Consider the following 24,077-nt stretch of genomic DNA (forward strand, 5'->3'; position numbering starts at 1 on the left):
GACCGAGGGTTGAGTCGATTACAGATGATAATGTGGAGTCAAATTGCTCCATGATTGAAAATAATCCCCCAAAAGGAGTGAGTCTCTCAGATTTAATTTGTATCTTCGCCATGTCTATCGTCGGATTCTCTTGTTTTTTTTGCAACACTAAGATAAGTGAAAATTCTGACATGGCAAAATCCTGAGCAACTTTTTGTTGCTCAGGTACTTAAAAAGTTTAATTTATAATAGTGTTGCGGAATTAAGGATAAGTCTTTCCTGAAACTGTTCCCGAACTTTATTACCGCCTTTAATGAACTGCTGGTAGAAGAAGGGCGCATATACCCGAAATCCGATGAACTGCTGACAACGGAACTCCGCATTTTTGCCCTTATTCGCCTGGGAGTGATAGATAGTAACAAGATAGCCCATTTTCTGGGCTACTCTTTGGCGACTATCTATAATTATCGTAGCCGGATGCGTAACAAGGCTGCCGGTGATAAGGACAGGTTTGAGCAAGATGTGATGAATTTGTAATATGGCATCCGGATAATTTCTTCTTTTTTTTCCTACCTTTGTAGACGACTAATCTAATAATAAACTTACTAAAAAATGAAAAAGTTAATCTACACACTGTTCTTTGTTCTTATCTCCGTTGTTGCAAACGGTCAGGCAAAGTACGTATTCTATTTCATCGGGGATGGGATGGGAGTGAACCAAGTAAATGGTACGGAGATGTATCAGGCGGAAATTCAAAATGGTCGCATTGGCGTCGAGCCTTTGTTATTTACTCAATTCCCGGTTGCTACTATGGCAACTACTTTCTCAGCTAAAAATTCAGTAACCGACTCTGCTGCTGCAGGTACTGCATTAGCAACAGGCAAGAAGACTTATAATCATGCAATTTCTGTGGGAGAGGACAAGAATGCTATTCAGACTGTAGCTGAAAAGGCAAAGAAAGCTGGTAAGAAAGTTGGTGTAACTACTTCTGTTAGTGTAGATCATGCTACTCCTGCCGCATTCTATGCACATCAACCCGATCGTAATAGATATTATGAAATAGCTTTGGATTTGCCAAAAGCAAATTTTGATTTTTATGCAGGTGGTGGTTTTCTTAAACCGACTACATCTTTTGACAAGAAAGAAGCTCCAAGTATTTTCCCTATTTTTGAAGAAGCCGGATATACAGTAGCACGTGGCTACAATGACTATAAGGCAAAAGCTGCAAAAGCAGAAAAGATGATCCTGATTCAGGAAGAAGGTGCTAATCCATCTTGTTTACCTTATGCTATCGATCGTAAAGAAGGTGATTTGACTTTAGCACAGATTACAGAAAGTGCCATTGATTTTCTTACTAAAGATAATAAGAAAGGGTTTTTCTTGATGGTAGAAGGTGGCAAAATAGACTGGGCGTGTCATGCGAATGATGCTGCTACAGTGTTCAACGAAGTAAAGGATATGGATAATGCTATCAAGGTAGCTTATGAGTTTTATAAAAAGCATCCGAAAGAAACCCTTATTGTCGTTACTGCCGACCATGAAACAGGTGGTATCGTGCTGGGTACAGGAAAATATGAATTGAACCTGAAAGCATTGCAGCATCAGAAACATTCTGCTGACGGACTTTCACAACGTATCAGCGAATTGAGAAAATCAAAAGGCAATAAAGTGACTTGGGAAGATATGAAAACATTCTTGGGCGAAGAAATGGGTTTCTGGAAACAATTCCCTATTTCTTGGGAACAGGAAAAGAAATTACGTGATGAGTTTGAAAAATCATTTGTGAAGAATAAAGTCGTATTTGCTGAAAGTATGTACTCTAAGAGTGAACCGATGGCTGCACGTGCTAAGGAAGTGATGGATGAGATTGCTATGGTAGGTTGGGTAAGTGGCGGTCACTCTGCCGGTTATGTACCTGTATTCGCTATCGGCGCAGGTTCTCAACTGTTTGGAGAAAAGATTGATAACACGGAGATTCCTAAAAGAATTGCGAAAGCAGCCGGATACAAATAAATATTGGTAAAGACATAAAAAAACCGGGAGTCCAAAACTTCCGGTTTTTTATATATGTTCTTGTCAATTATGCTTTTACACGTCCTACGTAAGAACCATCGCGAGTGTCGATTTCAATTGTTTCACCTTCGTTGATGAACAACGGAACACGTACGGTTGCTCCTGATTCTACAGTGGCAGGTTTCAGCGTGTTGGTAGCTGTATCACCTTTCACGCCCGGTTCTGTATAAGTCACTTTCATTTGAACCTTGATCGGCATATCTGCATAAAGAACAGTTTCAGTAGAAGCGTCAGAAACAACTTCCAATACTGCACCTTCGAGCAGGAAGTCAACCCCGTTAATCAAATCGTGAGCGATAGGGTGTTGGTCGAATGTTTCTTGGTTCATGAAGATATAATCTTCTCCTTCTTTATACAAAAATTGGTACGGACGACGTTCTACGCGTACATCTTCCAACTTTTCACCGATGTTGAAACGGCGTTCAAGAACGTAACCGCTGACTACATCTTTCAGTTTAGTACGCATGAAAGTATTACCTTTACCTGGTTTTACATGCAGGAATTCGATACAGAAATAGAGCTTTCCGTCCATACGGATACAAGTTCCGTTTTTGATGTCTTGAGCATTAATCATACTGCTATTTTTCTTAATATATTATTGTTATTTAATTGTTTTCGCAGGAATTCGATTGCAAAAGTAATCTAAATCGGTAAAAAACACAAAAACTTTTGAGCAAAAATGAGTTATCTCTTGGTTAATTTAAAAAAAGTGCCTATTTTTGCAGCCCGATTACGTAGAATAATAACATAAAAACAAGATACAGTAATGAAAAGAACATTTCAACCCTCTAACAGAAAGAGAAAGAACAAACACGGTTTCCGTGAGAGAATGGCATCGGCTAATGGTCGTAGAGTATTAGCTGCTCGTCGTGCAAAAGGCAGAAAGAAACTGACTGTTTCTGATGAGTACAACGGACAAAAGTGATAATCACTTGTCATCAGGAAACAAAAAAGGCGGGGAATTTAATCTTCGCCTTTTTTGTTTCCTGATTTTCAGGAGAATAGTATGTTAAAAAGCGCTATTGTTTGCTCTTGTTTATGACTTTTTGCTTTTCTTTGTGGAATAGAACAAGACTCATAAACAAACATACGTAATAGAAGAGCAGATTCGGGGGATTTGAAACCCCGCATAAATATAATAAGGTTGTTGAAATCTATAGGAGTGGGGATTATAGTTGCAGCAATTCTGGCGATGATAAGCGTTCTTGCATAATAGATGAGGACATTTTTCATCGCCTACTTTTTAAAAGTTCAACTATTTTGTCGTATCTTTGGCGCATATTAACAGCAATGCGTATGACTATTAAAGAATTCTTTTCTTTTAAAACAAATAAATTCTTCTGGGTGAACATTATCGCCATGATTGTTGTGGTGGTAGTGATGATATTCGGTGTATTGAAATGGCTTGATATACATACTCATCATGGTGAAACTGTTGCCGTTCCCGATGTGAAAGGGATGACGGTGGACGAAGCAGCGAAAATGTTCCGGAATCACGGTTTGGTATATGTGATTTCCGATACCAAATATGTAAAGGATAAAGCAGCAGGTATCATTCTCGAACTGAAGCCGGGAGTCGGCGAGAAAGTGAAAGAAGGACGTACGGTATATCTGACTGTCAATACGTTGGATGTCCCTTTGCGTGCTATTCCTGATGTGGCGGACAACAGCTCGCTCCGCCAGGCGCAGGCTAAATTGCTAAATGCCGGTTTCAAACTGAATCAGGTTCAATTGGTAAATGGTGAGAAAGACTGGGTATACGGCGTGAAGTACCAGGGACGCCAGTTGGCTGCGGGTGAGAAAATACCTGTGGGATCTTCGTTAACATTGATGGTCGGAAACGGCTCCGGTGATACGTCGGAAGAAGATTCAGCCGATGTTTCCGTAGATACGTACCAGCCGATTACGTCGGAATCATCATCTGCTCAAGATGATAGTTGGTTTTAATAGATAAATAACAGAAACGGACTCGCATGATAGAGGAAGAACTTCCGGATGAACTGGAGAATGATTTAGACGATATAGAACCAGTCGGCGACGAATCCCAGCTTTACGAACACTTCCGCGTGGTTGTAGATAAGGGACAGGCGATGGTCAGAGTCGACAAATATCTGTTCGAACGTATTGTCAATGCTTCGCGCAACCGTATTCAGAAGGCTGCTGAAGGCGGGTTCGTTATGGCCAATGGCAAGCCGGTGAAGAGTAGCTACAAAGTGAAACCGCTGGATGTCATAACGGTGATGATGGATCGCCCCCGTTATGAAAACGAAATTATTCCTGAAGATATTCCCCTTACTATTGTTTATGAAGATCCTTACGTAATGGTGGTGAATAAACCGGCAGGGTTGGTAGTGCATCCGGGACACGGAAACTATCACGGTACGCTCGTCAATGCGCTCGCCTGGCACATGAAGGATATACCGGATTACGATGCCAATGACCCGCACGTGGGACTTGTTCATCGCATCGATAAAGATACTTCGGGCTTGCTGGTGATTGCCAAGACACCGGATGCCAAAACAAATCTGGGACTCCAATTTTTTAATAAGACTACCAAACGCAGATATCGTGCTCTGGTGTGGGGCGTTGTGGAACAGGATGAAGGAACGATTGTCGGTAATATCGCCCGCAATCCGAAAGACCGGATGCAGATGGCGGTGATGTCCGACCCGACAGTGGGCAAACATGCCGTTACGCACTACCGTGTATTGGAAAGACTGGGATACGTAACCCTTGTGGAATGTATACTTGAAACAGGACGTACCCATCAGATTCGTGTCCACATGAAGCATATCGGCCATGTATTATTCAATGACGAACGCTATGGCGGGCATGAGATACTGAAAGGAACTCATTTTAGTAAATACAAACAGTTTGTAAATAATTGCTTTGACACTTGTCCCCGACAGGCTTTGCATGCTATGACGTTGGGGTTTGTGCATCCCGTCACAGGTGAGGAGATGTACTTTACTTCCGAACTTCCGGATGACATGACCCGGCTTATCGAGAAGTGGAGAGGCTATATAAGTAATAGAGAATTAGAATGAAACGCAACATCGCTATCGTAGCAGGAGGGGATACCTCTGAAATCGTAGTTTCCCTGCGTAGTGCACAGGGCATTTATTCCTTTATTGATAAGGAAAAGTATAATTTGTATATCGTGGAGATGGAAGGCCGTCGCTGGGAAGTACAATTGCCGGACGGAAATAAAGTGCCGGTAGATAGAAATGACTTTAGTTTTACGAACGGAACGGAAAAGGTTGTGTTCGACTTTGCTTATATTACCATCCATGGTACGCCCGGTGAGGATGGTCGCCTGCAAGGCTATTTTGATATGATGCGTATACCGTATTCCTGTTGTGGAGTATTGGCAGCTGCCATTACATACGACAAGTTTACCTGCAATCAATATCTGAAAGCTTTTGGAGTGCGCATTGCCGAATCATTGTTGCTGCGCCAGGGACAATCGATTTCTGACGAGGAAGTAGTGGAAAAGATCGGTCTGCCTTGTTTTATCAAGCCTAGTCTGGGAGGTTCGAGCTTCGGAGTTACGAAAGTAAAGACAAAAGAACAAATACAGCCGGCTATTGTTAAAGCTTTCGGAGAGGCGCAAGAAGTGCTTGTAGAAGCGTTTATGGATGGAACGGAACTGACTTGCGGCTGCTATAAGACCAAAGAGAAGACAGTCATCTTCCCGCCTACGGAAGTGGTGACGCACAATGAGTTCTTTGATTATGATGCTAAATATAATGGACAGGTAGATGAAATCACTCCTGCGCGTATCTCGGACGAACTGACCAAGCGTGTGCAGATGTTGACTTCGGCTATCTATGATATATTAGGTTGCTCCGGCATTATCCGTGTAGATTATATTGTGACTGCCGGTGAAAAACTGAATCTTCTCGAAGTAAACACTACTCCGGGAATGACTACTACCAGCTTTATTCCCCAGCAGGTGCGTGCAGCCGGACTGGATATAAAGGATGTGATGACCGATATTATTGAAAACAAATTTTAATCACGTGATGGATCTGACAGAGTTTAATGAAATTCGTCCTTACAATGATGAGGAACTTCCTCAAATCTTTGAGGAACTGATTGCCGATCCGGCTTTTCAGAAAGCTGCTACCGGGGCTATACCGAACGTTCCATTTGAACTTCTGGCGCAGAAAATGCGTGCCTGTAAGACTAAACTTGATTTTCAGGAGGCATTTTGCTATGGCATTTTGTGGAAGATAGCGGCAGATCATACCGCCGGGCTGACACTGGATCATACCGCCATACCGGATAAAAGTAAAGCTTATACGTATATATCGAATCATAGAGACATTATTCTCGATTCGGGCTTTCTCTCTATTTTGTTGATTGACCAGGGAATGGATACGGTAGAAATAGCGATTGGAGATAATTTGCTGATTTATCCCTGGATTAAGAAACTGGTACGTGTCAATAAATCATTCATTGTGCAGCGGGCATTGACAATGCGGCAGATGTTGGAATCTTCAGCACGTATGTCCCGTTATATGCATTACACCATTTCGGAGAACAAACAGTCTATTTGGATTGCGCAGCGTGAAGGACGTGCAAAAGATTCGAATGACCGTACACAAGACAGTGTGTTGAAAATGCTGGCAATGGGTGGTGAAGGTGATTTGATAGACCGTTTGATGGAAATGAATATTGCTCCGCTTGCTATTTCATACGAATATGACCCGTGTGATTTTCTGAAAGCGCAGGAGTTTCAGTTGAAGAGAGACATCGAAGGGTATAAGAAGACGACGCAGGACGATTTGATTAATATGCAAACCGGTCTTTTCGGATATAAAGGCAGGGTACATTTTCAGGTTGCCCCTTGTCTGAATGATGATCTGAAAGAGTTGGACCGTTCGTTGCCGAAACCGGATTTGTTTGCCCGTATTTCTGCTTGTATTGACCGCCGCATTCATCGTAATTACCGGATATATCCGGGAAATTATGTGGCGTACGATTGGCTGAATGGCACGACGGAATTCGGGTCCAATTACACGGAAGAAGAGAAACAACAGTTTATGAACTATATTGAACAACAATTGGCAAAGATCAAGATTCCGAATAAGGATGAAGACTTTTTGCGTGAGAAGTTGTTATTAATGTATTCCAATCCGTTAGTTAATTATTTAGCAGCTTGCCGATGAAAAGAAGAAAATTACATGTTATTTGGTTGTGGGGATTGCTTTTCCTGATGACTGCCTGTGGAGATGATGATTATTATTATCCTTCGGTGAAACTGGAATTTGTGACTGTAGAGGCCGGGGAAGACGGTCGTATACAAACGCTTATTCCTGATAAGGGAGAGGCTTTGCCTGTGGCGGAAGACCGTACGGGTTCTACTATTGCCGCAAATACCTCCAGACGTGTAATGAGTAACTATGAAGTGCTTCCGGATGGAAGTGCGGCTACTATATATTCTTTGCAATCGCTCATTGTGCCGGTGCCTAAGCCGGAAGATGATCCTGTGTATAAAGACGGTATAAAGCAAGACCCGGTAGAGGTGGTCAGTATCTGGCTGGGGAGGGATTATCTGAATATGATTCTGAATCTAAAAGTCAGTACAGGCAAAGGACATACTTTCGGCATAGTGGAAGATGTGTCTGAACTTAAAACAAATGGTATTGTGAATATGTTATTATACCATGATGCGAACAGTGATGAAGAATACTATAATCGGCGTGCTTACATCTCTGTTCCTTTGGCGCAATATATTGATGAAGAGCATCCTGGCCGGACTATGAATATTAAGTTTAAATATTGTACGTACGATAAGGATGGATCTGCGGTAGTATCTGAAAAGTATTGTGATCCCGGGTTTGACTATACTCCTGGGCAGAATTGAATAATAGAGTATATATGTTTAAATTGAATCAATTAATCGTGGAGATATTTTTATTTCTCTCTTCCCTTTTCTCTTGTCAGCAGAAAGGAGATTTTCAATCCATGAATGTAGAGGAATTTGATTCTCTTATTCAGAATGAGGATATACAACGTCTGGATGTCCGCACACTTGCGGAATATTCGGAGGGGCACATCACGAAGACAATCAACATCAATGTGATGGATGATTCTTTTGCTTCAATGGCTGATTCATTATTACAGAAGGATAAACCGGTGGCTGTGTATTGCCGTAGTGGTAATCGGAGCAAGAAGGCTGCGGCAATTTTGAGTGAGAAGGGCTATAAGGTCTTTGAGCTTGATAAAGGATTTAATTCCTGGCAGGAGGCTGGCAAAGAAATAGAGAAATAAGGTAAAGTAAAGAGCGGGCGGTAAGTAATAGCCTGCTTTTATTTTAAATACAATAAGAACAAAAGAACATCTCAATTTTCAAATCCTGTTTTTATATTTATAAGTAGGATTTTAAGGAGATGTTCTTTTGTTCTTATGCGTTGATGGAAAAGGCTTTTCGGCCTCTTTATTTTTCGGTTATTTTAGTCCTTCCAATAGTCTCTTCAGAACGACAGTTGCCGAGATTTCACGATTAGCAGCTTCCGGAATAACGATTGATTGCGGGCTTTCGATCACATCGTCTGTCACAATCATATTTCTGCGAACCGGAAGACAATGCATGAAATAAGCGTTGTTGGTAACTGCCATTTGACGGTCGCTGACTGTCCAATCACGATCTTTACTTAATATCTGTCCGTAATTGTCGCCAGAATAAGCTGCCCAGTTCTTGGCATATATAAAGTCGGCTCCTTCGAAAGCCTTCATCTGGTCGTATTCTACTTTTGCGTTGCCTACAAATTGCGGGGCGAGTTCATAACCTTCGGGGTGGGTGATGACAAATTCGTAATCCGTTGCGTTCATCCATTCGGCAAAAGAATTGGGAACAGCTTGTGGCAATGGACGTGGATGTGGAGCCCAGGTCATGACCACTTTAGGACGTGCTGTTTTCTTGTATTCTTCAATGGTAATCAAGTCGGCAAAGCTCTGCAATGGGTGGCGTGTTGCCGCTTCCATCGAAAAGACGGGACGTCCGGAGTATTGGATAAATTGATTGATAATCGTTTCCTGATAGTCAAAGTCGCGGTTTTCGAAACGGGCGAAAGAACGTACTCCGATGAGATCACAATAACAGCCCATCACCGGAATGGCTTCTAAGATATGTTCCGGTTTATCGCCATCCATAATTACGCCACGTTCGGTTTCCAATTTCCATGCACCTTGATTGATATCTAGTACCATTACATTCATTCCCAAGTTGATTGCAGCTTTCTGTGTGCTAAGGCGGGTGCGCAGACTGGAGTTGAAGAAGATCATCATCAAAGTCTTGTTTCGTCCCAGTTCTACATATTTGAAACGATCTTTTTTAATTTCGAATGCTTCTGCAAGGGCTGATTTTAAATCGCCGATGTCCTGTACGCAAGTAAATTTCTTCATATCATTTATCTTTTAATTCTTAATTTTCAATTAGTTTCGTTCAATACCTTGTTTGATTTTTAACGATAAAGGTATCGTCTCAATTTCTTCTTGTTTGCCCGTCTCCTTCGATGACCCATTTGTAAGAGGTGATCTCTTCCAGTCCCATCGGACCGCGCGCATGTAGTTTTTGCGTACTGATTCCGATTTCTGCTCCTAATCCGAATTGCGCTCCGTCAGTGAAGGCAGTAGATACATTGGTGTATACGCAAGCTGCATCCACAATCTTTGTGAATAAGGCTGCACGTTCCTTGTTTTCGGTAACAATACACTCGCTATGTTTGGAGCTGTTTTCCTGAATATGTCCTAAGGCATCTTCGAAGCTTTTTACGGTTTTGACAGCCATTTTATAATCCAGAAACTCTGTGCCGAAACTTTCTGCTTTTGCGTGTTCCAGAAGTTCGGCAGGATAGCGGCCTTCTAATGCTTGATAAGCCTGTGCGTCAGCATAGATAATGACATGGCTGTCTTTTAGTTTCTCGCAAAGCATAGGGAGATCGGTCAGTCTCTTCTCATGTATAATGGTGCAGTCCAGCGCGTTACATACGCTAACCCTGCGTGTCTTCGCATTATGAATAATAGCTGCCCCCTTGTTTACATCTCCAAATTCATCAAAGTAAGTGTGACAGATACCTGCCCCTGTTTCAATAACGGGAATCTTTGCATTCTCGCGTACGAAATGAATCAGGCTGCTGCTGCCTCTGGGGATAATCAGATCTACGTAACCCACTGCATTCAGCAATGCTGCCGTAGCTTCTCTATCAGCCGGAAGTAGTTCTACAATGTGCGGATTGATATTGAATTTCCTCAATACTTCATGAATCACACTGATGATAGCCCGGTTGGAACAATCGGCATCACTTCCTCCTTTCAATATGCAGGCATTTCCACTCTTTAGACAAAGGGAGAAAACATCAAAACTGACATTCGGACGGGCTTCATAAATAATTCCTATCACTCCGAAAGGAACGCTGACTTTTGTCAATCTCATGCCATTGGGGCGAACACTTTCTTTCAACACTTTACCCAAAGGAGAGGGGAGTGTCGCTACATTGCGTGTATCGGCAGCAATGCCTTTTAAACGTTCTTCCGTTAATTTCAACCGGTCGTACTTCGGATCATTTTTGTCCATCCGTGCGAGGTCTTTTTCATTCTCTGCAAGAATGAAAGGTGTTTCTGCAATTGCTGCGTCAGCTACTGCATTTAAAATCTGATTGATGATGTCATCATTCAGCAAGGCTAATTCCCGACTTGCCACCTGTACGGCAGCAAAGGTCTCGTTTAAATTTGTAGTCATTTGCTCCTTTTTTGCATTAAATGGAAAGATAAACTATGCAAATATAGTGAATGATGTGAATAAAACTTGTTGAGAACAGAAATAAATGTTGCTTTTGTAGTGGTATATCAGCAATATACGGGCGTCTCAATGCAGATGTTTTATCTACAATACATTATACAACCGAAAATAAACGCTTTCCTTCAATCAAGATGCTAATATTCTCCAGAATAATAGCTTCAATTTCTTATCACTGCTTCGGGTTGACTTGCAATATTACTAACCCTATCTACAGTTGACCTTATTATTGATTATTCAATGTATAGATAGTCATAATGTACTACCGGTTTCTTTCCATGCTTACCGATTGCTTCTTGCACCTGTTTGGAATCGCAGTTCACCTTTCCAACGCCCACTTGATTTCCTTGAAAGTCCATGATACGCACAATGTCATCTTTCTCAAATTCACCTTCAACGTGAGTAATTCCGATGGGGAGGATGCTGACAGCCTTTTCAGAGTTTAGAACTTCTGTCGCACATTCGTTGATGTGAATTTCTCCTTTGGCAAACCCCTCGCTATGAGCAATCCATTTTTTGACACTGGATACCGGTTCGTTTGAAGGGATAAAACGTGTACAAAGCGTTTCTTTCGGATGCTGAAGCAAATCTACCAGAATATTATCCCGTTTCCCGTTGGCAATAATCACTGTAATTCCTTCATCAGCTACTTTGCGGGCAATATTTGTTTTCGTCAACATTCCTCCCCGTCCGAAACTGGACTTAGTTGCCTGAATATAATTGGATAAATCTTTTCCGTGATCGATCTTCCGGATAACAAAAGAACCCGGATCAGCAGGAGAACCATTGTAAATTCCGTCGATGTTGCTTAGGATAATGAGAGCCTGTGCATCCATCATGGAAGCGATGAGTCCGGACAATTCATCATTATCAGTGAACATAAGCTCGCTGACGGAAATTGTATCATTCTCGTTGACAATAGGAATAACATTATTTTCAAGCATTACCGTCATACAGTTTTTCTGATTCAGATAATGGCGGCGGGTACCAAAACTTTCTTTCGTGGTCAACACCTGACCAACAGGAATACTATGCTCGCGGAAAAGTTCGTAGTAACGGTTGATGAGCTTAGCCTGACCTACGGCAGAAAACAACTGGCGTTGGTCTACACTATCGAGCTTTTTCTGTGGATGCACTTCACTGCGCCCGGAAGCAACAGCTCCTGAAGAAATCAGAATGATTTCCACCCCGGATTTATGTAATTCCGCTATCTGGTCAACAAGTGCCGACATACGGGTAACGTCCAGCGTTCCGTCGCGGCGTGTCAATACATTGCTTCCTACTTTTACTGCGATTCGTGTAAATTCCTGTTTCATTCCTACTAACGATTTGAAAGCACAAATATAGAGCTTTTTGCCGATATGTTACCAAAACAGGCTAAAAAGAATTATCTTTGCAGTCAGATAGAGAAAAGAAAAACAATGAAACATACAAACCCACAAGTAGAACAGATGACCTCTTTCATCGTAATGGATGTGTTGGAGAGGGCGAACGAATTGCAAAAACAAGGCATTGATATTATTCATCTGGAAGTTGGCGAACCCGATTTTGATGTGCCGGCCTGTGTGGCGGAAGCGGCAAAAGCGGCTTATGATCGTCATCTGACTCATTATACACATTCTTTGGGTGATCCGGAACTGCGACGGGAAATTGCCGCTTTTTATCTGCGCGAATATGGGGTAACGGTAGATCCGGATTGTATTGTCGTGACTTCCGGGTCTTCTCCTTCTATTCTTCTTGCATTGATGTTGCTCTGCAATCCGGATAGTGAAGTGATTCTTTCCAATCCGGGGTACGCTTGCTATCGCAATTTTGTGTTGGCAACGCAAGCCAAACCTGTTTTGGTTCCTTTGTCTAAAGAATATCTGCAATACGACATAGAGGCTATCCGTAAGTGTGTGAATCCGCATACTGCGGCTATCTTTATCAATTCTCCGATGAATCCGACCGGAATGTTGTTGGATGAAAAGTTCCTGAAAGAAGTGGCAGCGTTGGGAGTTCCTGTCATTTCAGATGAAATTTATCACGGCCTTGTGTATGAAGGACGTGCGCACAGCATCCTTGAATATACGGATCAGGCTTTTGTCCTGAACGGATTCTCTAAACGCTTTGCGATGACGGGGCTTCGGTTGGGTTATTTGATCGCACCTAAATCTTGTATGCGATCTTTGCAAAAGTTACAGCAAAATCTGTTTATCTGTGCGTCCAGTGTTGCTCAGCAGGCAGGGATTGCCGCATTGCGGCAGGCTGAACCGGACGTGGAACGGATGAAGCAGGTTTATGATGAGCGTCGCCGATATATGATTGCCCGTCTCCGGGAAATGGGTTTTGAAATAAAAGTAGAACCTCAAGGGGCATTTTACATTTTTGCTGACGCACGCAAATTTACTACCGACTCTTATCGTTTTGCATTCGATGTACTCGAACATGCACACGTCGGTATTACTCCCGGGGTAGATTTTGGTACGGGAGGCGAAGGATATGTACGTTTCTCCTATGCAAATTCATTGGAGAATATCCGCGAAGGGCTCGACCGCATCAGTCGTTATCTTTCTCGGCCCGGCTCCTGATAAGTGCGGTGGCTGCTTCGTATTGGTCCTCGGTGACAAGAACGGATACGGAAGGAGCGATATAGGGTGCCAGTGTACCCATAATCCCATCTTTGATTACGCAACGGATGTCATTGCTTTCTAATAGCCCTTTGATGATCTCGGCTTCCCATGGGGATCCGGAGAATACTTCTATTGCTTTGCTATAATCTTCTTCTTTCATGATCTTGCTTATTAGGGGTTATCTACAAATATAACAAAAAAGAGAGAGAAACGGTTACTTTTTTTCTTAAATTTTATTCGAGCGTGATGTGTTTTACACTAATCTGCTGTTTCAGGAAAGTAGAGGCCGATTCTGAAAACTTTTCTTCCGCTTCGGTCGTGTAAAACTGACAGTTCCCATTCTTCGTGCATTTTGCATCCATTTCGGGATGTCTTTTCAGATAGTCTTTCAGACTTTCCGCAACATACTCGCCTTGCGCAATTACACTGATATGCTCCGGAATATATTGCCGGATTTTGGGTAGAAGTATGGGGAAATGAGTACATCCGAGAATGACAGTATCTATTTGAGGATCCTTCGATAGCAATTGGTTGATGTACTTCCGGATAAAATAGTCTGCTCCTTCGTCCTGTGATTCATTGTTTTCAACTAGTGATACCCACATCGGACAGGCTGTGCCGCTGACCTGGATTTCAGGAAACAACTTGTGTATTTCCAACGGATACGATTCGGATTTGATGGTGCCTGCTGTTGCCAGTACACCGATATGCTGGTTTTTGCTTATCTCTCCGACACACTCTACGGTAGGGCGGATGACTCCGAGCACACGGCGAGCCGGATCGATGCCTGGTAAATCATTCATCTGAATACTGCGCAAAGCTTTTGCGGAAGCTGTATTGCAAGCTAATATAACCAGGTGGCAGCCCATATCAAATAGTTTGTTGACTGCTTGCCGGGTAAATTCGTATACGACCTCAAAAGAACGTGTTCCGTAAGGAGCACGTGCATTATCTCCCAAATAGATATAATCATATTCCGGTAATACTTCTCTTATTTTGTCTAAGATGGTCAGACCTCCGTAACCGGAGTCAAATACTCCGATCGGTCCGGGCGTATTGGATAGATGTTGCTTCATGACACACTTGATTTATATACGCAAATGTACGCCAAAAAAAGGGAAAGAGAAAGAAGGATCAACTTCTTTCTCTTTCCCTTTTGGTATTTCTTTATTCTTGCTCAGTTCCTATTTGATACCAAGATTTGCTTTTACCTTGCTAGTCAAGTTGATGCTCTGTGATTCGTTTACGTATGGAATCGAAGTTCTTGCCAGGTCGAAGATGTAGATTACCCCTTCAGCAGCGCCTACGGCTTTGATAGCATTGTCCAACTTCTGATAGATAGGAGCCATGGCATCATTTTGTGCTTTCGCCATTTGCTGTTGAGCATCTTGTTGGAATTGCTCTTGTCTTTGCATCATATCTTGCAATTCTTTTTGTCTTCTTTCAGCGATGTTGGGAGGAAGAGAATCCTTAGCGATAGCTTGTTGGAATTCCTGATATTTCTTGTTGAATTCTTCCTGCGTTCTCTGAAGTTCAGCAGTAAGTTGTTTTTCTAAAGTCTGAATGTCATTTTGAGCTTTGGTGAATTCGGGCATCACAGTGATGATTTCCTGTGCATTAATGTGGCCGAATTTCAGGTTCTGTGCAAATACACCCATTGGGAGTGCAAGCAACATTACAAGTGCAATTTTTTTTAGCATAGTTCTATAATTTATTTGAATGATTTTTAGTTATTTCCAGCTGCAAATGTATGAAATTAATTTGAATATCCTAATTTTCTTAGGATTTCATCACTAATATCTATGCGTGGATTTGCAAATATTATACCTGTAGCAGAGGCTCTGTCGATAATCAAATCATATCCATGTTGCTGTGATATAGCTTTCACGGCTTCATAAATATCGTCCTGAATTGGAGTAATCAACTTGTCTCTCATCTTGGCTAATTCGCCTTCCGGACCGAAGTAGTTACGCTTCAACTCGGCTGCCGCTTTTTCTTTAGCTACGATTGCATCTTCTGTCTTTGTCTTTTGTGCGGCAGAAAGAGTGGAAGATTTTGCCTGGTAGTCCTGGAACATCTTCTGTGCTTCTTTTGCCAGGGCTTCTACTTCGCTCTGGTATTTCTTCGTAGCTTCTTGCATTTGCTCATTAGCGCTTTGAGCTGCCGGAATATTCTTCATGATATATTCCGTATCGATCAGTGCAAACTTCTGTGCATTTGCCGCCATGCTGACAGCAAACAGCATCATGATTAATAGAACAGACTTTCTCATAACGTTTAGTTTTTGATGATACATTAGAATTCTTGTCCTAAGATAAAGTGGAATTGACTTCCTCCGTATTGTTTAGAACCAAATACTTTATCGAAACCGTAACCCCAGTCAATACCCATCATACCAATCATCGGCAGGAAGATACGAACACCGACACCGGCAGAACGTTTCAACTCGAATGGATTGAATTTCTTGATATCGTGCCATGCGTTACCAGCTTCTAGGAAACCTAACACATAAATGTTAGTACTTGTTTCCAGCATCAACGGATATCTTAATTCAATGCCGAGGCGTGCGTAAGCATAACCTTCAGATCCGTATGGAGTTAATGAGCTGTTTTCGTAACCGCGCAAAGCGATACTTTCAGTTGCATAAGTTGAATAACCGGTCATACCGTCACCACCCACGTCGAATGTTCCGAACGGAGATTTTTTGTATTGGTTGTAGTGACCTAACAAACCGAATTCAGTACGTGTCATTAACACCAGACATTTCGGATGTGCAATCGGGTCCATCAACGGAGTATACGTTTTGCCTTTGAATTTCCATTTGTGGTATTCTATCCATTTATGAAGTTTATTCATGTTGTCCTGGGTAATGCTACCTGTTTCAGGGTTACTATAATATCCCTTATAGTCTTTACCGTCCATCAATGAGTAAGGCGGTGTAAGCTGAACTGACAATGAGAAATCTGAACCTGAACGGGGGAAGATCGGGTTGTCAATAGAGTTACGTGCCAAAGTCAATGAAATGCTAAGGTCATTACATTTTCCATTGGTTACCGGGAAGTATTGCCAGTCGCTCAAGTTGTAGCGTTGGTAAGCTAATTCGGCAGAAAGAGTGAAATAGTCATCCGGCCATTTCAGACGTTTACCCCAACCTACGGAAAGTCCCCACATCTTGATAGACTTGTCCGGGTCATAATAGTTTTCGTAGTTGTTATAGTTACCGTAATTGTACATACCATAACCACCGTAACCACTATACATGCTGTTGTAGTAGTTGTTGAAATAGCTGGAATTGTAGTAACGGCTACTGATGTCTGTCTGTACAGAGAAGAAGGCCGATACAGAAAATGAGTTCGGACGTTTACCGCCAAACCATGGATCGAAGAATGAAATACTGTATGATTGGTAGTATTTAGCATTTGTCTGTCCGCTGATAGTCAATGTCTGGCCGTCACCTTGCGGCAGGATACCACGGTAGTTTTCACCCGGGTGTAACAGGTTGGCTACGGAGAAGTTGGTAAACTTCAAACTCAACTTACCAATGATACCCGTTTGTCCCCAACCGGCAGAGAACTCTACTTGGTCGTTGGCTTTGGAAGTCAAAGGCAAGCCTATGTCAACAGTTCCGTTCATCGGATCCGGTTGAATATCCGGTTGCAGTTTTTCCGGGTCAAAGTGGCCCATTTGCTGGATTTCACGCAAAGAACGCATCAAGTCTTCTTTGCTGAACAGCTGTCCCGGGCGGATACGAAGTTCACGGCGAACAACGTTTTCATACAAACGGTCGTTACCACTGATCTTAATCTTATTGATAGTAGCCTGACGGCCTTCATAGATTCTCATTTCGAGGTCGATAGAGTCGCCTACGATATTTACTTCTACCGGATCAAGGTTGTAGAAGAGGTAACCGTTATTGTAATATAAGTTACCGATAGCATCGTCGTCTGTAGAAACACGCTCATTCAACAACTTCTGGTTGTATACATCGCCTTTCTTCATACGAAGCAGGAAGTTCAACTGTTCCGACGGATAAAGAGTATTACCTACCCATGTCACGTTACGAAGATAGTATTTCTGACCTTCGTCTATATCCAAATATACATCTACCGTCTTTTCATCATACTGTGAAACGCTGTCTTTAACGATCATTGCATCACGATATCCCAGCTCATTATACTTGTCGATGATAAGTTGTTTATCTGCTTCAAAGTTTTCCGGCACGAATTTCTTGGTGCGGAACAAGTTTAGAAGTTTACCTTTCTCATTGGTTTTCTTCATTACTTTTTTCAGCTTGGAAGCCTTGATTGCAGTGTTTCCTGCAATGGTGATTTTGTGTACTTTGATTTTCTCCTTTTTGTCTATATCAATATCCACAATCACCTGATTCTCGCTGGAAGGATCGTCTTTCTGTGCGATGATTACTTCGGCATTTTTAAATCCCTTGTCATCAAAATAACGTTTAATCAATGTTTTGGCACGGTCTACGGTATTCGGAGTAATCTGCATACCTTTTACCATTCCTAGCTTGGCCTCAAGGTCGGTACGTTCTGACTTTTTCACACCGTGGTAGCGTACATCTGCGATACGTGGGCGTTGTGTCAGACTGATTTTTAACCAGATTTTGTTGCCTTCTATTTTCTCGGCTGTGATTTGTACATTTGAGAACAAACCATGACGCCAATAACGTTTGATTGCTCCAGTGATTTCGTCACCCGGCACAGTAATTGTTTGTCCTACCGATAGTCCGGATAGTCCAATCAATACATAGTCTTCATAATTCTTTACGCCTTCGACTTTAATATCTGCTATCTCATACTTTTTGGGTGTTCCGGAGTATAAGATGACAGGTTTTGAGTCTTCATCAGTGTTAGCATTTTGCGCAACGCCTGTTGTCGCAAAGCAGCACAGGCAGACAAACGTTATGAATATAAAGGAAATACGATAATGCATTTATGTTATAATTTGATGTTTCGAGTTATATTAGCTGATCTGTTCACTGGTTTTGCCGAATCGGCGTTCCCTTTGTTGGTATTCCCAAATGGCTTTGTAGAGTTCTTCTTTGTCGAAGTCCGGCCAGAAGGTATCACAAAAATAAAGCTCCGAATAAGCACATTGCCATAAGAGATAATTGCTTAACCGGATTTCTCCTCCCGTGCGGATCAGTAAATCCGGGTCGGGCATAAAATTAGTATCCAGATGAGATGAGATACACTCATCGGTTATTTGCTCGGGAGATATTTCTCCCGTTTTTACCTGCGTTGCTATTTGCCGTACCGCTTCTGTTATTTCCCAACGGGATGAGTAACTAAGAGCTAGTACCATATACATTCCACTATTCTTGGATGTGCGTTCTATACATGACGTCAAACTTTTCTGAACTTCAACCGGTAACTTCTTGAAATCACCGATTACGTTGAAGCGAATATTGTTCTTCATCAGTGTCTCTTCTTCAATAGATTCTAGCAATAGATTCATCAAAGCCGCTATCTCGTCTTGCGGCCGATTCCAGTTCTCGGTTGAGAAGGTATAAAGTGTCAGGTACTTAATCCCCAGTCTGGCAGCATCTTCAGTAATATTCTGTACCGTTTCTGCGCCAGCACGGTGACCGTAAGTACGTTCTTCCCCTCGTTGTTTTGCCCATCGTCCGTTTCCATCCATAATGATGGCTACGTGTTGTGGTATCCGAGTTTTGTCTATTTGTTCTATATAGGACATCTTTTTATTTTAAACGTATACGTTTTTATTTCTTGGCATTTGCCAAATCAAACCATAGCTGATTAAGACGACCACGCCATACCTCTGAATCATGCTCATATGTGCGTGGTTCAGTTGTGGTTGCCTTTGTACTTTCTTCTTTCTCTACCTCTTCTTCAAAACTTGCACTTCCTTTACTAAAGATAATCCATAGATTTTGAGTGTCAGGATCTAGTACCATTGAATAGTTGGTTTTGCCTCTGAATTCAGGATCTACATCGGGATCTGGAGTTCCTCCTTTGCTCCAATCTCTATGGGGGAAAGAGAACTTAGGATTCGCCTTTTTCCAGAATAATCCTTGATTGGAAACATAAATAGAACTGAAGTCTTGACCAAATATGTATACTAAGTCATTATAATATATAATAGATGGTTGAGTGTATTTAGGGCAGTATGCAACAGAGGAAGTAGTTGAGAACTCAACCCATTTGTTTCCGTCATATGCCCATACAATGGTCGTTTCTAATTTACTGTCATCAGCCAAAGTCGCAGTTTCTGTATCTCCTACTAGAAGGACTGAATTAATATTTGTCGAAGACTTATATACTGTATAGGATATATTTTTAGTTGGAAATTTAGATGGCACTTTTCCTCCATTTTCAGCGTTATCCAAAGTCTCTTTTGGTACATCATTTGTTTGATAATAGAAATAGCGTTGGTTATCTGCTCCTTTCTTTATATAACAAATTCTGCTGACATCGTTATTAGTCAATGTGGCTAGTAGCAATTCCACTCCCTCACCAAACATCGTTGATTCATTCCATTTTTCTCCATCTGCCGATTCATATACTTTACCATCACCATTGGAGGTGGCATATAACATGGTTCTGCTTCTGTTGAATTGGAAGGCAATGATAGAAGTCGGAAGTTTGCCTTTTGGTAATCCCTCTATTTCTTTATACTCCCAACTGCCAAAGTTTGTTAAAGAGTTTTTGTATGCATATAACTTTGTGCCAACTACAGAGTATGTGAGAACTTCACTTCCAAAAATAATAGATTTTTGTTCTCCTACAATTTGGTCATCTATTTTATTCATATATTTCCACCTTAACGAATCCGGATCATAGTCATGCACATTTACTTTGATCTTGTATTCCTTAGTTTGATTAGGAGATATACCCGCTAATGCTTCTGTTGACCATACTTTTATAATAAGTTCTTTCCGAAGATCGATTGAATCATTAATGTTTAAGACAGAATCGTTTCCGCTTTTGTCCTTCATCGTAACGACACCTGATGCCGTTGTTAATGTTTTGATTAAAATCTTGTCAATGATGGTATCGGCATGAACAGGAAGAGAGTCTTCGTTATAGATTTCACGTGATAATTGGTCAATAGTGAATTTATAACTCCCAAGGCCTGCTGTGTCAAGTGCAAACGCATGTATAGTTGCATCCGGGCTATATTCGATGTTATTATCGTCATCAAGACATGACGTTATAACAAATGACACCATGAAAAAACTCGCAATGAATGATAAAAACTTTATTTTCATTTGAAAGATTGTGTTTATTTACAAGTTGCAAAAATAGAAACATTTTTTCCGATAATGAACATTACAGGTAAGTTTTATATAAAATTATAGATAATAACACTGTTTTTATCGACGTAAAACCCCCTGAATAGAACTATCTTAGCTATAATCGACGAACATAATGCCAAATTTGTCTTTCGAAGTGTTCTTCTATCGAATAACTAAAATTATCGTCCATTTGAGGTGCTTTAACACCGGAGTGTAACCGGCTGGGGCACTTTTCGATATAGGCTTCATCCCATAGCTCATTATCAATGAATGATTGCAGCAATTGCCTGCCTCCTTCCACCAATAATGATTGTATTTTTCGTTGATACAATGCTTCTATGATCTGTTTCAATGGGTTATGGCTAAAGTTGATGGTGATATATGTGATGTTCTTTTTTTCTGGCTGTTGCTTTTCAGTAAAGATTAATGTGGGCACGTTGCCATCGAATATTTGTAAATCATTAGGGAGGGATAGCGTGCGATCTAACACAACGCGTATCGGGTTGTGCCCATACCAGTTGCGTACCGTAAGTGCCGGATTATCCAATAAAGCAGTTCGCCTGCCTACCATAATCGCATCCGCCTCCGCTCTTTTTTTATGCACTAGCATGGAAGTAAGAGGAGAGGAGAGGACTACCGGTTTTCCGTCTGTACGTTCTATATCAATAAAGTGATCGGCTGATTCTGCCCATTTCAGTGTAATGAAAGGACGGTGAAGCATATTAAAAGTGATAAAACGGCGAATCAGCGATTTACATTCTTCCTCTAATACACCAACTGTCACTTCTCGTCCGGCATCCCGTAATTTCTGAATTCCCCGTCCGGCCACTTCTGAAAAAGGGTCTTGGCAACCGATAACAATGCGTGGAATTTGCTTCTCTATAATAAGATCGGCACAAGGAGGCGTTTTCCCATAGTGGGAACAAGGCTCCAGACTGACATAAATCGTGGAACGTTTCAACAATGACTCATCTTTGACAGAACGGATCGCATTAACCTCCGCATGCGCCTCGCCACAGCGAATGTGGTAACCTTCACCGATAATTCGCCCGTTACATACGATAACGGCCCCTACCATCGGGTTTGGAGATACGTTGCATAACCCATTCTTTGCAAGCTCAATGCAACGTCTCATGTATTTTTCTTCTTCCATTTTGGTGCTCTTCGCCATATTATTCTTACTTTTGCACTCCGAAATTGTGAAAATATGAATCGTATCACCGCTTACATTCGCCAATCTTTGCAGGAAATCTATCCACCGGAGGAGGTAAAAGCCCTTTCGATGCTGATTTGTTGCGACATGTTAGGTTTAGATGCGCTCGATATTTACATGGGCAAAGATATAATTTTATCCGAATGCAAACAGCGTGAATTAGAAAACATTATATTCCGTTTACAGAAAAATGAACCTATACAGTACATTCATGGTATTGCGGAGTTTTGTGGAAGGAATTTTAAGGTTGCTTCCGGCGTACTGATTCCCCGGCCGGAGACCGCGGAGCTTGTGGAACTAATAGTAGAGGAGAATCCAAATGCTCGTCGTCTATTAGATATAGGTACGGGAAGCGGATGTATTGCAATCTCTTTGGATAAAAAACTTCCGGATGCAAAAGTAGAAGCTTGGGATATTTCCGAAGAAGCATTAGCTATTGCTCGTAAAAACAATGACGCCTTGGAAGCTCGGGTGAGATTTCTACAAAGAGATGTTCTAGCCGATGACTGGGAAAAGATACCGTCTTTCGATGTTATTGTCAGCAATCCGCCTTATGTGACCGAAACGGAAAAGAACGAAATGGACGCTAATGTCCTTGAATGGGAACCGGGGCTGGCTCTGTTTGTTCCTGACGAGGACCCTTTACGGTTTTATAATCGTATAGCCCGTCTGGGAAGTGAATTACTCTTGCCGGGTGGGAAACTTTATTTTGAAATCAACCAGGCCTATGGCCGGGAAACAGCACACATACTTGAAATGAACCAATATCGTGATGTTCGTGTTATAAGAGACATATTTGGAAAAGATAGAATAGTTACAGCTAACCGATGAGTGCACAATTAACTGATGAAGAGGCTTTAAATCGCGTAGCCTCTTACTGCTCCACTGCCGAGCATTGTCGGGCAGAAATAAATGAGAAGTTACAACGTTGGGGAATTGCCTATGATACCATTGCGCGTATTCTTGACCGACTGGAATCAGAGAAGTTTATCGATGATGAACGTTTCTGCAGAGCTTTTGTGAATGACAAGTTCCGCTTTGCCAAGTGGGGGAAAATGAAAATAGCCCAAGGGCTTTATATGAAGAAGATCCCATCTGATGTGGCATGGCGTTATCTGAACGAGATTGATGAAGAAGAATACCTTTCTATTCTGCGTGACCTGCTGGCTTCCAAACGGAAAAGTATCCATGCAGCAGACGATTATGAATTGAATGGAAAGCTGAAGCGATTCGCTATGAGTCGTGGCTTTGAACTGAAAGATATTAAGCGTTGTATCGACATTCCCGATGAAGAGGAACAAATTGACTGAAAAAATAAACGGATTCTTCTTTTTATTCTCGTTCAATTTCTGTACTTTTGCGGCAAATAATTAATAGTTAGTTTAGTTATGAAAAACTTAGAGAGACTATTTGCGGAGAAACTGTTGAAGATTAAAGCTATTAAACTTCAACCCGCTAACCCTTTTACATGGGCTTCTGGATGGAAATCCCCCTTTTACTGTGACAACCGTAAAACTCTGTCCTATCCTTCTCTTCGTAATTTTGTGAAGATTGAAATTACACGTCTGATATTGGAACGATTCGGACAGGTGGATGCGATTGCTGGTGTGGCTACAGGTGCTATCCCGCAGGGAGCTTTAGTGGCTGATGCATTGAATCTGCCGTTCGTGTATGTTCGTTCTACCCCCAAAGATCATGGATTGGAGAACCTGATTGAAGGTGAACTTCGTCCGGGTATGAAAGTCGTAGTCGTAGAGGATTTGATTTCTACAGGTGGTAGTAGTTTGAAGGCTGTTGAAGCAATTCGTCGCGATGGTTGCGAAGTGATCGGTATGGTTGCAGCTTATACGTATGGATTCCCGGTAGCAGAAGAGGCATTCAAAAATGCGAAAGTGACTTTGGTAACGTTGACCAATTATGAAGCAGTGCTTGATGTTGCTCTTCGTACAGGTTATATTGAAAAAGAAGACATACAGACATTGAACGAATGGCGTAAAGACCCTGCTCATTGGGATGCTGGAAAATAAGATTCATTTTTTGATCAAACATATTTGGTAAAAAGAACTGTTCGGACAATATCTGGCCGGATTGTTCTTTTTTTGTTTTATACTAATAGAA

The 24,077-nt window shown here is 41.7% G+C and carries 24 protein-coding genes and 1 pseudogene; 13 read left to right on the top strand and 12 right to left on the bottom strand.

What is annotated here, in order from left to right; all coding sequences use genetic code 11:
* Positions 1-246: 246 nt before the first annotated feature.
* Positions 247-516, top strand: a pseudogene (locus tag HMPREF0106_RS26050) (DUF6377 domain-containing protein); the annotation flags it as partial.
* Between the two features lie 75 nt (positions 517-591).
* Positions 592-1,992 carry an alkaline phosphatase gene (locus tag HMPREF0106_RS10235; RefSeq protein WP_008776432.1) on the top strand — a complete coding sequence of 467 codons (1,401 nt, stop codon included), beginning with the start codon at positions 592-594 and terminating at the stop codon, positions 1,990-1,992.
* 67 nt (positions 1,993-2,059) lie between these two features.
* On the opposite strand, the gene efp is transcribed toward HMPREF0106_RS10235, so the two are convergent.
* Entirely contained in the window at positions 2,060-2,626 is a 567-nt protein-coding gene (gene efp, locus HMPREF0106_RS10230) for an elongation factor P (RefSeq protein ID WP_004312989.1), read from the bottom strand.
* 192 nt (positions 2,627-2,818) lie between these two features.
* Between efp and rpmH the strand changes: the two genes are divergently transcribed.
* From rpmH to HMPREF0106_RS10195, 7 genes are all read left to right on the top strand, one after another.
* Positions 2,819-2,977 carry a 50S ribosomal protein L34 gene (rpmH, locus tag HMPREF0106_RS10225; protein ID WP_004299762.1) on the top strand — a complete coding sequence of 53 codons (159 nt, stop codon included), beginning with the start codon at positions 2,819-2,821 and terminating at the stop codon, positions 2,975-2,977.
* A gap of 371 nt (positions 2,978-3,348) precedes the next feature.
* The gene (locus tag HMPREF0106_RS10220) at positions 3,349-3,999 is read left to right on the top strand and encodes a PASTA domain-containing protein (RefSeq protein ID WP_009040243.1); all 651 of its coding nucleotides are present in this window, start codon (positions 3,349-3,351) and stop codon (positions 3,997-3,999) included.
* 26 nt (positions 4,000-4,025) lie between these two features.
* Entirely contained in the window at positions 4,026-5,099 is a 1,074-nt protein-coding gene (locus tag HMPREF0106_RS10215; RefSeq protein WP_004312991.1) for an RluA family pseudouridine synthase, read from the top strand.
* A complete protein-coding gene (locus HMPREF0106_RS10210) occupies positions 5,096-6,070 on the top strand; it encodes a D-alanine--D-alanine ligase (protein ID WP_004312992.1) in 975 nt (324 codons plus the stop codon). Before HMPREF0106_RS10215 ends, HMPREF0106_RS10210 begins: the two co-directional genes overlap by 4 nt.
* 7 nt (positions 6,071-6,077) lie before the next feature.
* Positions 6,078-7,226, top strand: a complete 1,149-nt coding sequence (locus HMPREF0106_RS10205) for a 1-acyl-sn-glycerol-3-phosphate acyltransferase (protein ID WP_009040244.1) — start codon at positions 6,078-6,080, stop codon at positions 7,224-7,226.
* A complete protein-coding gene (locus HMPREF0106_RS10200) occupies positions 7,223-7,924 on the top strand; it encodes a hypothetical protein (protein ID WP_008024467.1) in 702 nt (233 codons plus the stop codon). The genes HMPREF0106_RS10205 and HMPREF0106_RS10200 overlap by 4 nt, the downstream gene beginning before the upstream one ends.
* Positions 7,925-7,938: 14 nt before the next feature.
* Entirely contained in the window at positions 7,939-8,331 is a 393-nt protein-coding gene (locus HMPREF0106_RS10195; RefSeq protein WP_009040245.1) for a rhodanese-like domain-containing protein, read from the top strand.
* 177 nt (positions 8,332-8,508) lie between these two features.
* Here HMPREF0106_RS10195 and HMPREF0106_RS10190 read toward each other — a convergent pair whose 3' ends face one another.
* From HMPREF0106_RS10190 to proB, 3 genes are all read right to left on the bottom strand, one after another.
* On the bottom strand, positions 8,509-9,465 hold the full coding sequence (locus HMPREF0106_RS10190; RefSeq protein ID WP_008024468.1) for an acetylornithine carbamoyltransferase: 957 nt from the start codon (positions 9,463-9,465) through the stop codon (positions 8,509-8,511).
* A 79-nt stretch (positions 9,466-9,544) separates the two neighbouring features.
* Positions 9,545-10,801: a glutamate-5-semialdehyde dehydrogenase gene (locus HMPREF0106_RS10185; RefSeq protein WP_008645178.1), complete on the bottom strand. Its 1,257-nt coding sequence runs from the start codon at positions 10,799-10,801 to the stop codon at positions 9,545-9,547.
* 290 nt (positions 10,802-11,091) lie between these two features.
* Positions 11,092-12,174 carry a glutamate 5-kinase gene (gene proB / locus HMPREF0106_RS10180; RefSeq protein WP_008645179.1) on the bottom strand — a complete coding sequence of 361 codons (1,083 nt, stop codon included), beginning with the start codon at positions 12,172-12,174 and terminating at the stop codon, positions 11,092-11,094.
* A gap of 105 nt (positions 12,175-12,279) precedes the next feature.
* Here proB and HMPREF0106_RS10175 point away from each other — a divergent pair, with 105 nt between their 5' ends.
* Positions 12,280-13,428, top strand: a complete 1,149-nt coding sequence (locus HMPREF0106_RS10175) for a pyridoxal phosphate-dependent aminotransferase (protein WP_032851424.1) — start codon at positions 12,280-12,282, stop codon at positions 13,426-13,428.
* Here HMPREF0106_RS10175 and HMPREF0106_RS10170 read toward each other — a convergent pair.
* The 8 genes from HMPREF0106_RS10170 to ribD form a co-directional block, all read right to left on the bottom strand.
* A complete protein-coding gene (locus HMPREF0106_RS10170; RefSeq protein WP_004313000.1) occupies positions 13,397-13,630 on the bottom strand; it encodes a DUF2007-related protein in 234 nt (77 codons plus the stop codon). The genes HMPREF0106_RS10175 and HMPREF0106_RS10170 overlap by 32 nt on opposite strands.
* Positions 13,631-13,703: 73 nt before the next feature.
* A complete protein-coding gene (gene murI, locus HMPREF0106_RS10165; protein WP_008024472.1) occupies positions 13,704-14,546 on the bottom strand; it encodes a glutamate racemase in 843 nt (280 codons plus the stop codon).
* 108 nt (positions 14,547-14,654) lie between these two features.
* Positions 14,655-15,170, bottom strand: a complete 516-nt coding sequence (locus tag HMPREF0106_RS10160) for an OmpH family outer membrane protein (protein WP_004310501.1) — start codon at positions 15,168-15,170, stop codon at positions 14,655-14,657.
* Positions 15,171-15,226: 56 nt separating this feature from the next.
* Positions 15,227-15,742: an OmpH family outer membrane protein gene (locus HMPREF0106_RS10155; RefSeq protein WP_008776422.1), complete on the bottom strand. Its 516-nt coding sequence runs from the start codon at positions 15,740-15,742 to the stop codon at positions 15,227-15,229.
* Between the two features lie 23 nt (positions 15,743-15,765).
* Positions 15,766-18,420, bottom strand: coding sequence for an outer membrane protein assembly factor BamA (gene bamA, locus HMPREF0106_RS10150; protein WP_004313003.1), 2,655 nt, complete (start codon positions 18,418-18,420; stop codon positions 15,766-15,768).
* Positions 18,421-18,450: 30 nt separating this feature from the next.
* On the bottom strand, positions 18,451-19,185 hold the full coding sequence (locus HMPREF0106_RS10145) for an isoprenyl transferase (RefSeq protein WP_004313004.1): 735 nt from the start codon (positions 19,183-19,185) through the stop codon (positions 18,451-18,453).
* Between the two features lie 25 nt (positions 19,186-19,210).
* Positions 19,211-20,719 carry a DUF6242 domain-containing protein gene (locus HMPREF0106_RS10140; RefSeq protein WP_009040248.1) on the bottom strand — a complete coding sequence of 503 codons (1,509 nt, stop codon included), beginning with the start codon at positions 20,717-20,719 and terminating at the stop codon, positions 19,211-19,213.
* A 142-nt stretch (positions 20,720-20,861) separates the two neighbouring features.
* Positions 20,862-21,917, bottom strand: coding sequence for a bifunctional diaminohydroxyphosphoribosylaminopyrimidine deaminase/5-amino-6-(5-phosphoribosylamino)uracil reductase RibD (gene ribD / locus HMPREF0106_RS10135; RefSeq protein WP_009040249.1), 1,056 nt, complete (start codon positions 21,915-21,917; stop codon positions 20,862-20,864).
* A gap of 36 nt (positions 21,918-21,953) precedes the next feature.
* Here ribD and prmC point away from each other — a divergent pair, with 36 nt between their 5' ends.
* The 3 genes from prmC to pyrE all read left to right on the top strand — a co-directional run bounded on the left by prmC (position 21,954) and on the right by pyrE (position 23,986).
* On the top strand, positions 21,954-22,790 hold the full coding sequence (gene prmC, locus HMPREF0106_RS10130) for a peptide chain release factor N(5)-glutamine methyltransferase (RefSeq protein WP_009040250.1): 837 nt from the start codon (positions 21,954-21,956) through the stop codon (positions 22,788-22,790).
* The gene (locus tag HMPREF0106_RS10125) at positions 22,787-23,269 is read left to right on the top strand and encodes a regulatory protein RecX (protein ID WP_009040251.1); all 483 of its coding nucleotides are present in this window, start codon (positions 22,787-22,789) and stop codon (positions 23,267-23,269) included. The genes prmC and HMPREF0106_RS10125 overlap by 4 nt, the downstream gene beginning before the upstream one ends.
* A gap of 78 nt (positions 23,270-23,347) precedes the next feature.
* Positions 23,348-23,986, top strand: a complete 639-nt coding sequence (gene pyrE / locus HMPREF0106_RS10120; protein ID WP_004313008.1) for an orotate phosphoribosyltransferase — start codon at positions 23,348-23,350, stop codon at positions 23,984-23,986.
* The last annotated feature ends 91 nt before the right edge of the window (positions 23,987-24,077 follow it).

The organism is Bacteroides sp. D22, from assembly GCF_000163675.1.
Taxonomy (GTDB): domain Bacteria; phylum Bacteroidota; class Bacteroidia; order Bacteroidales; family Bacteroidaceae; genus Bacteroides; species Bacteroides xylanisolvens.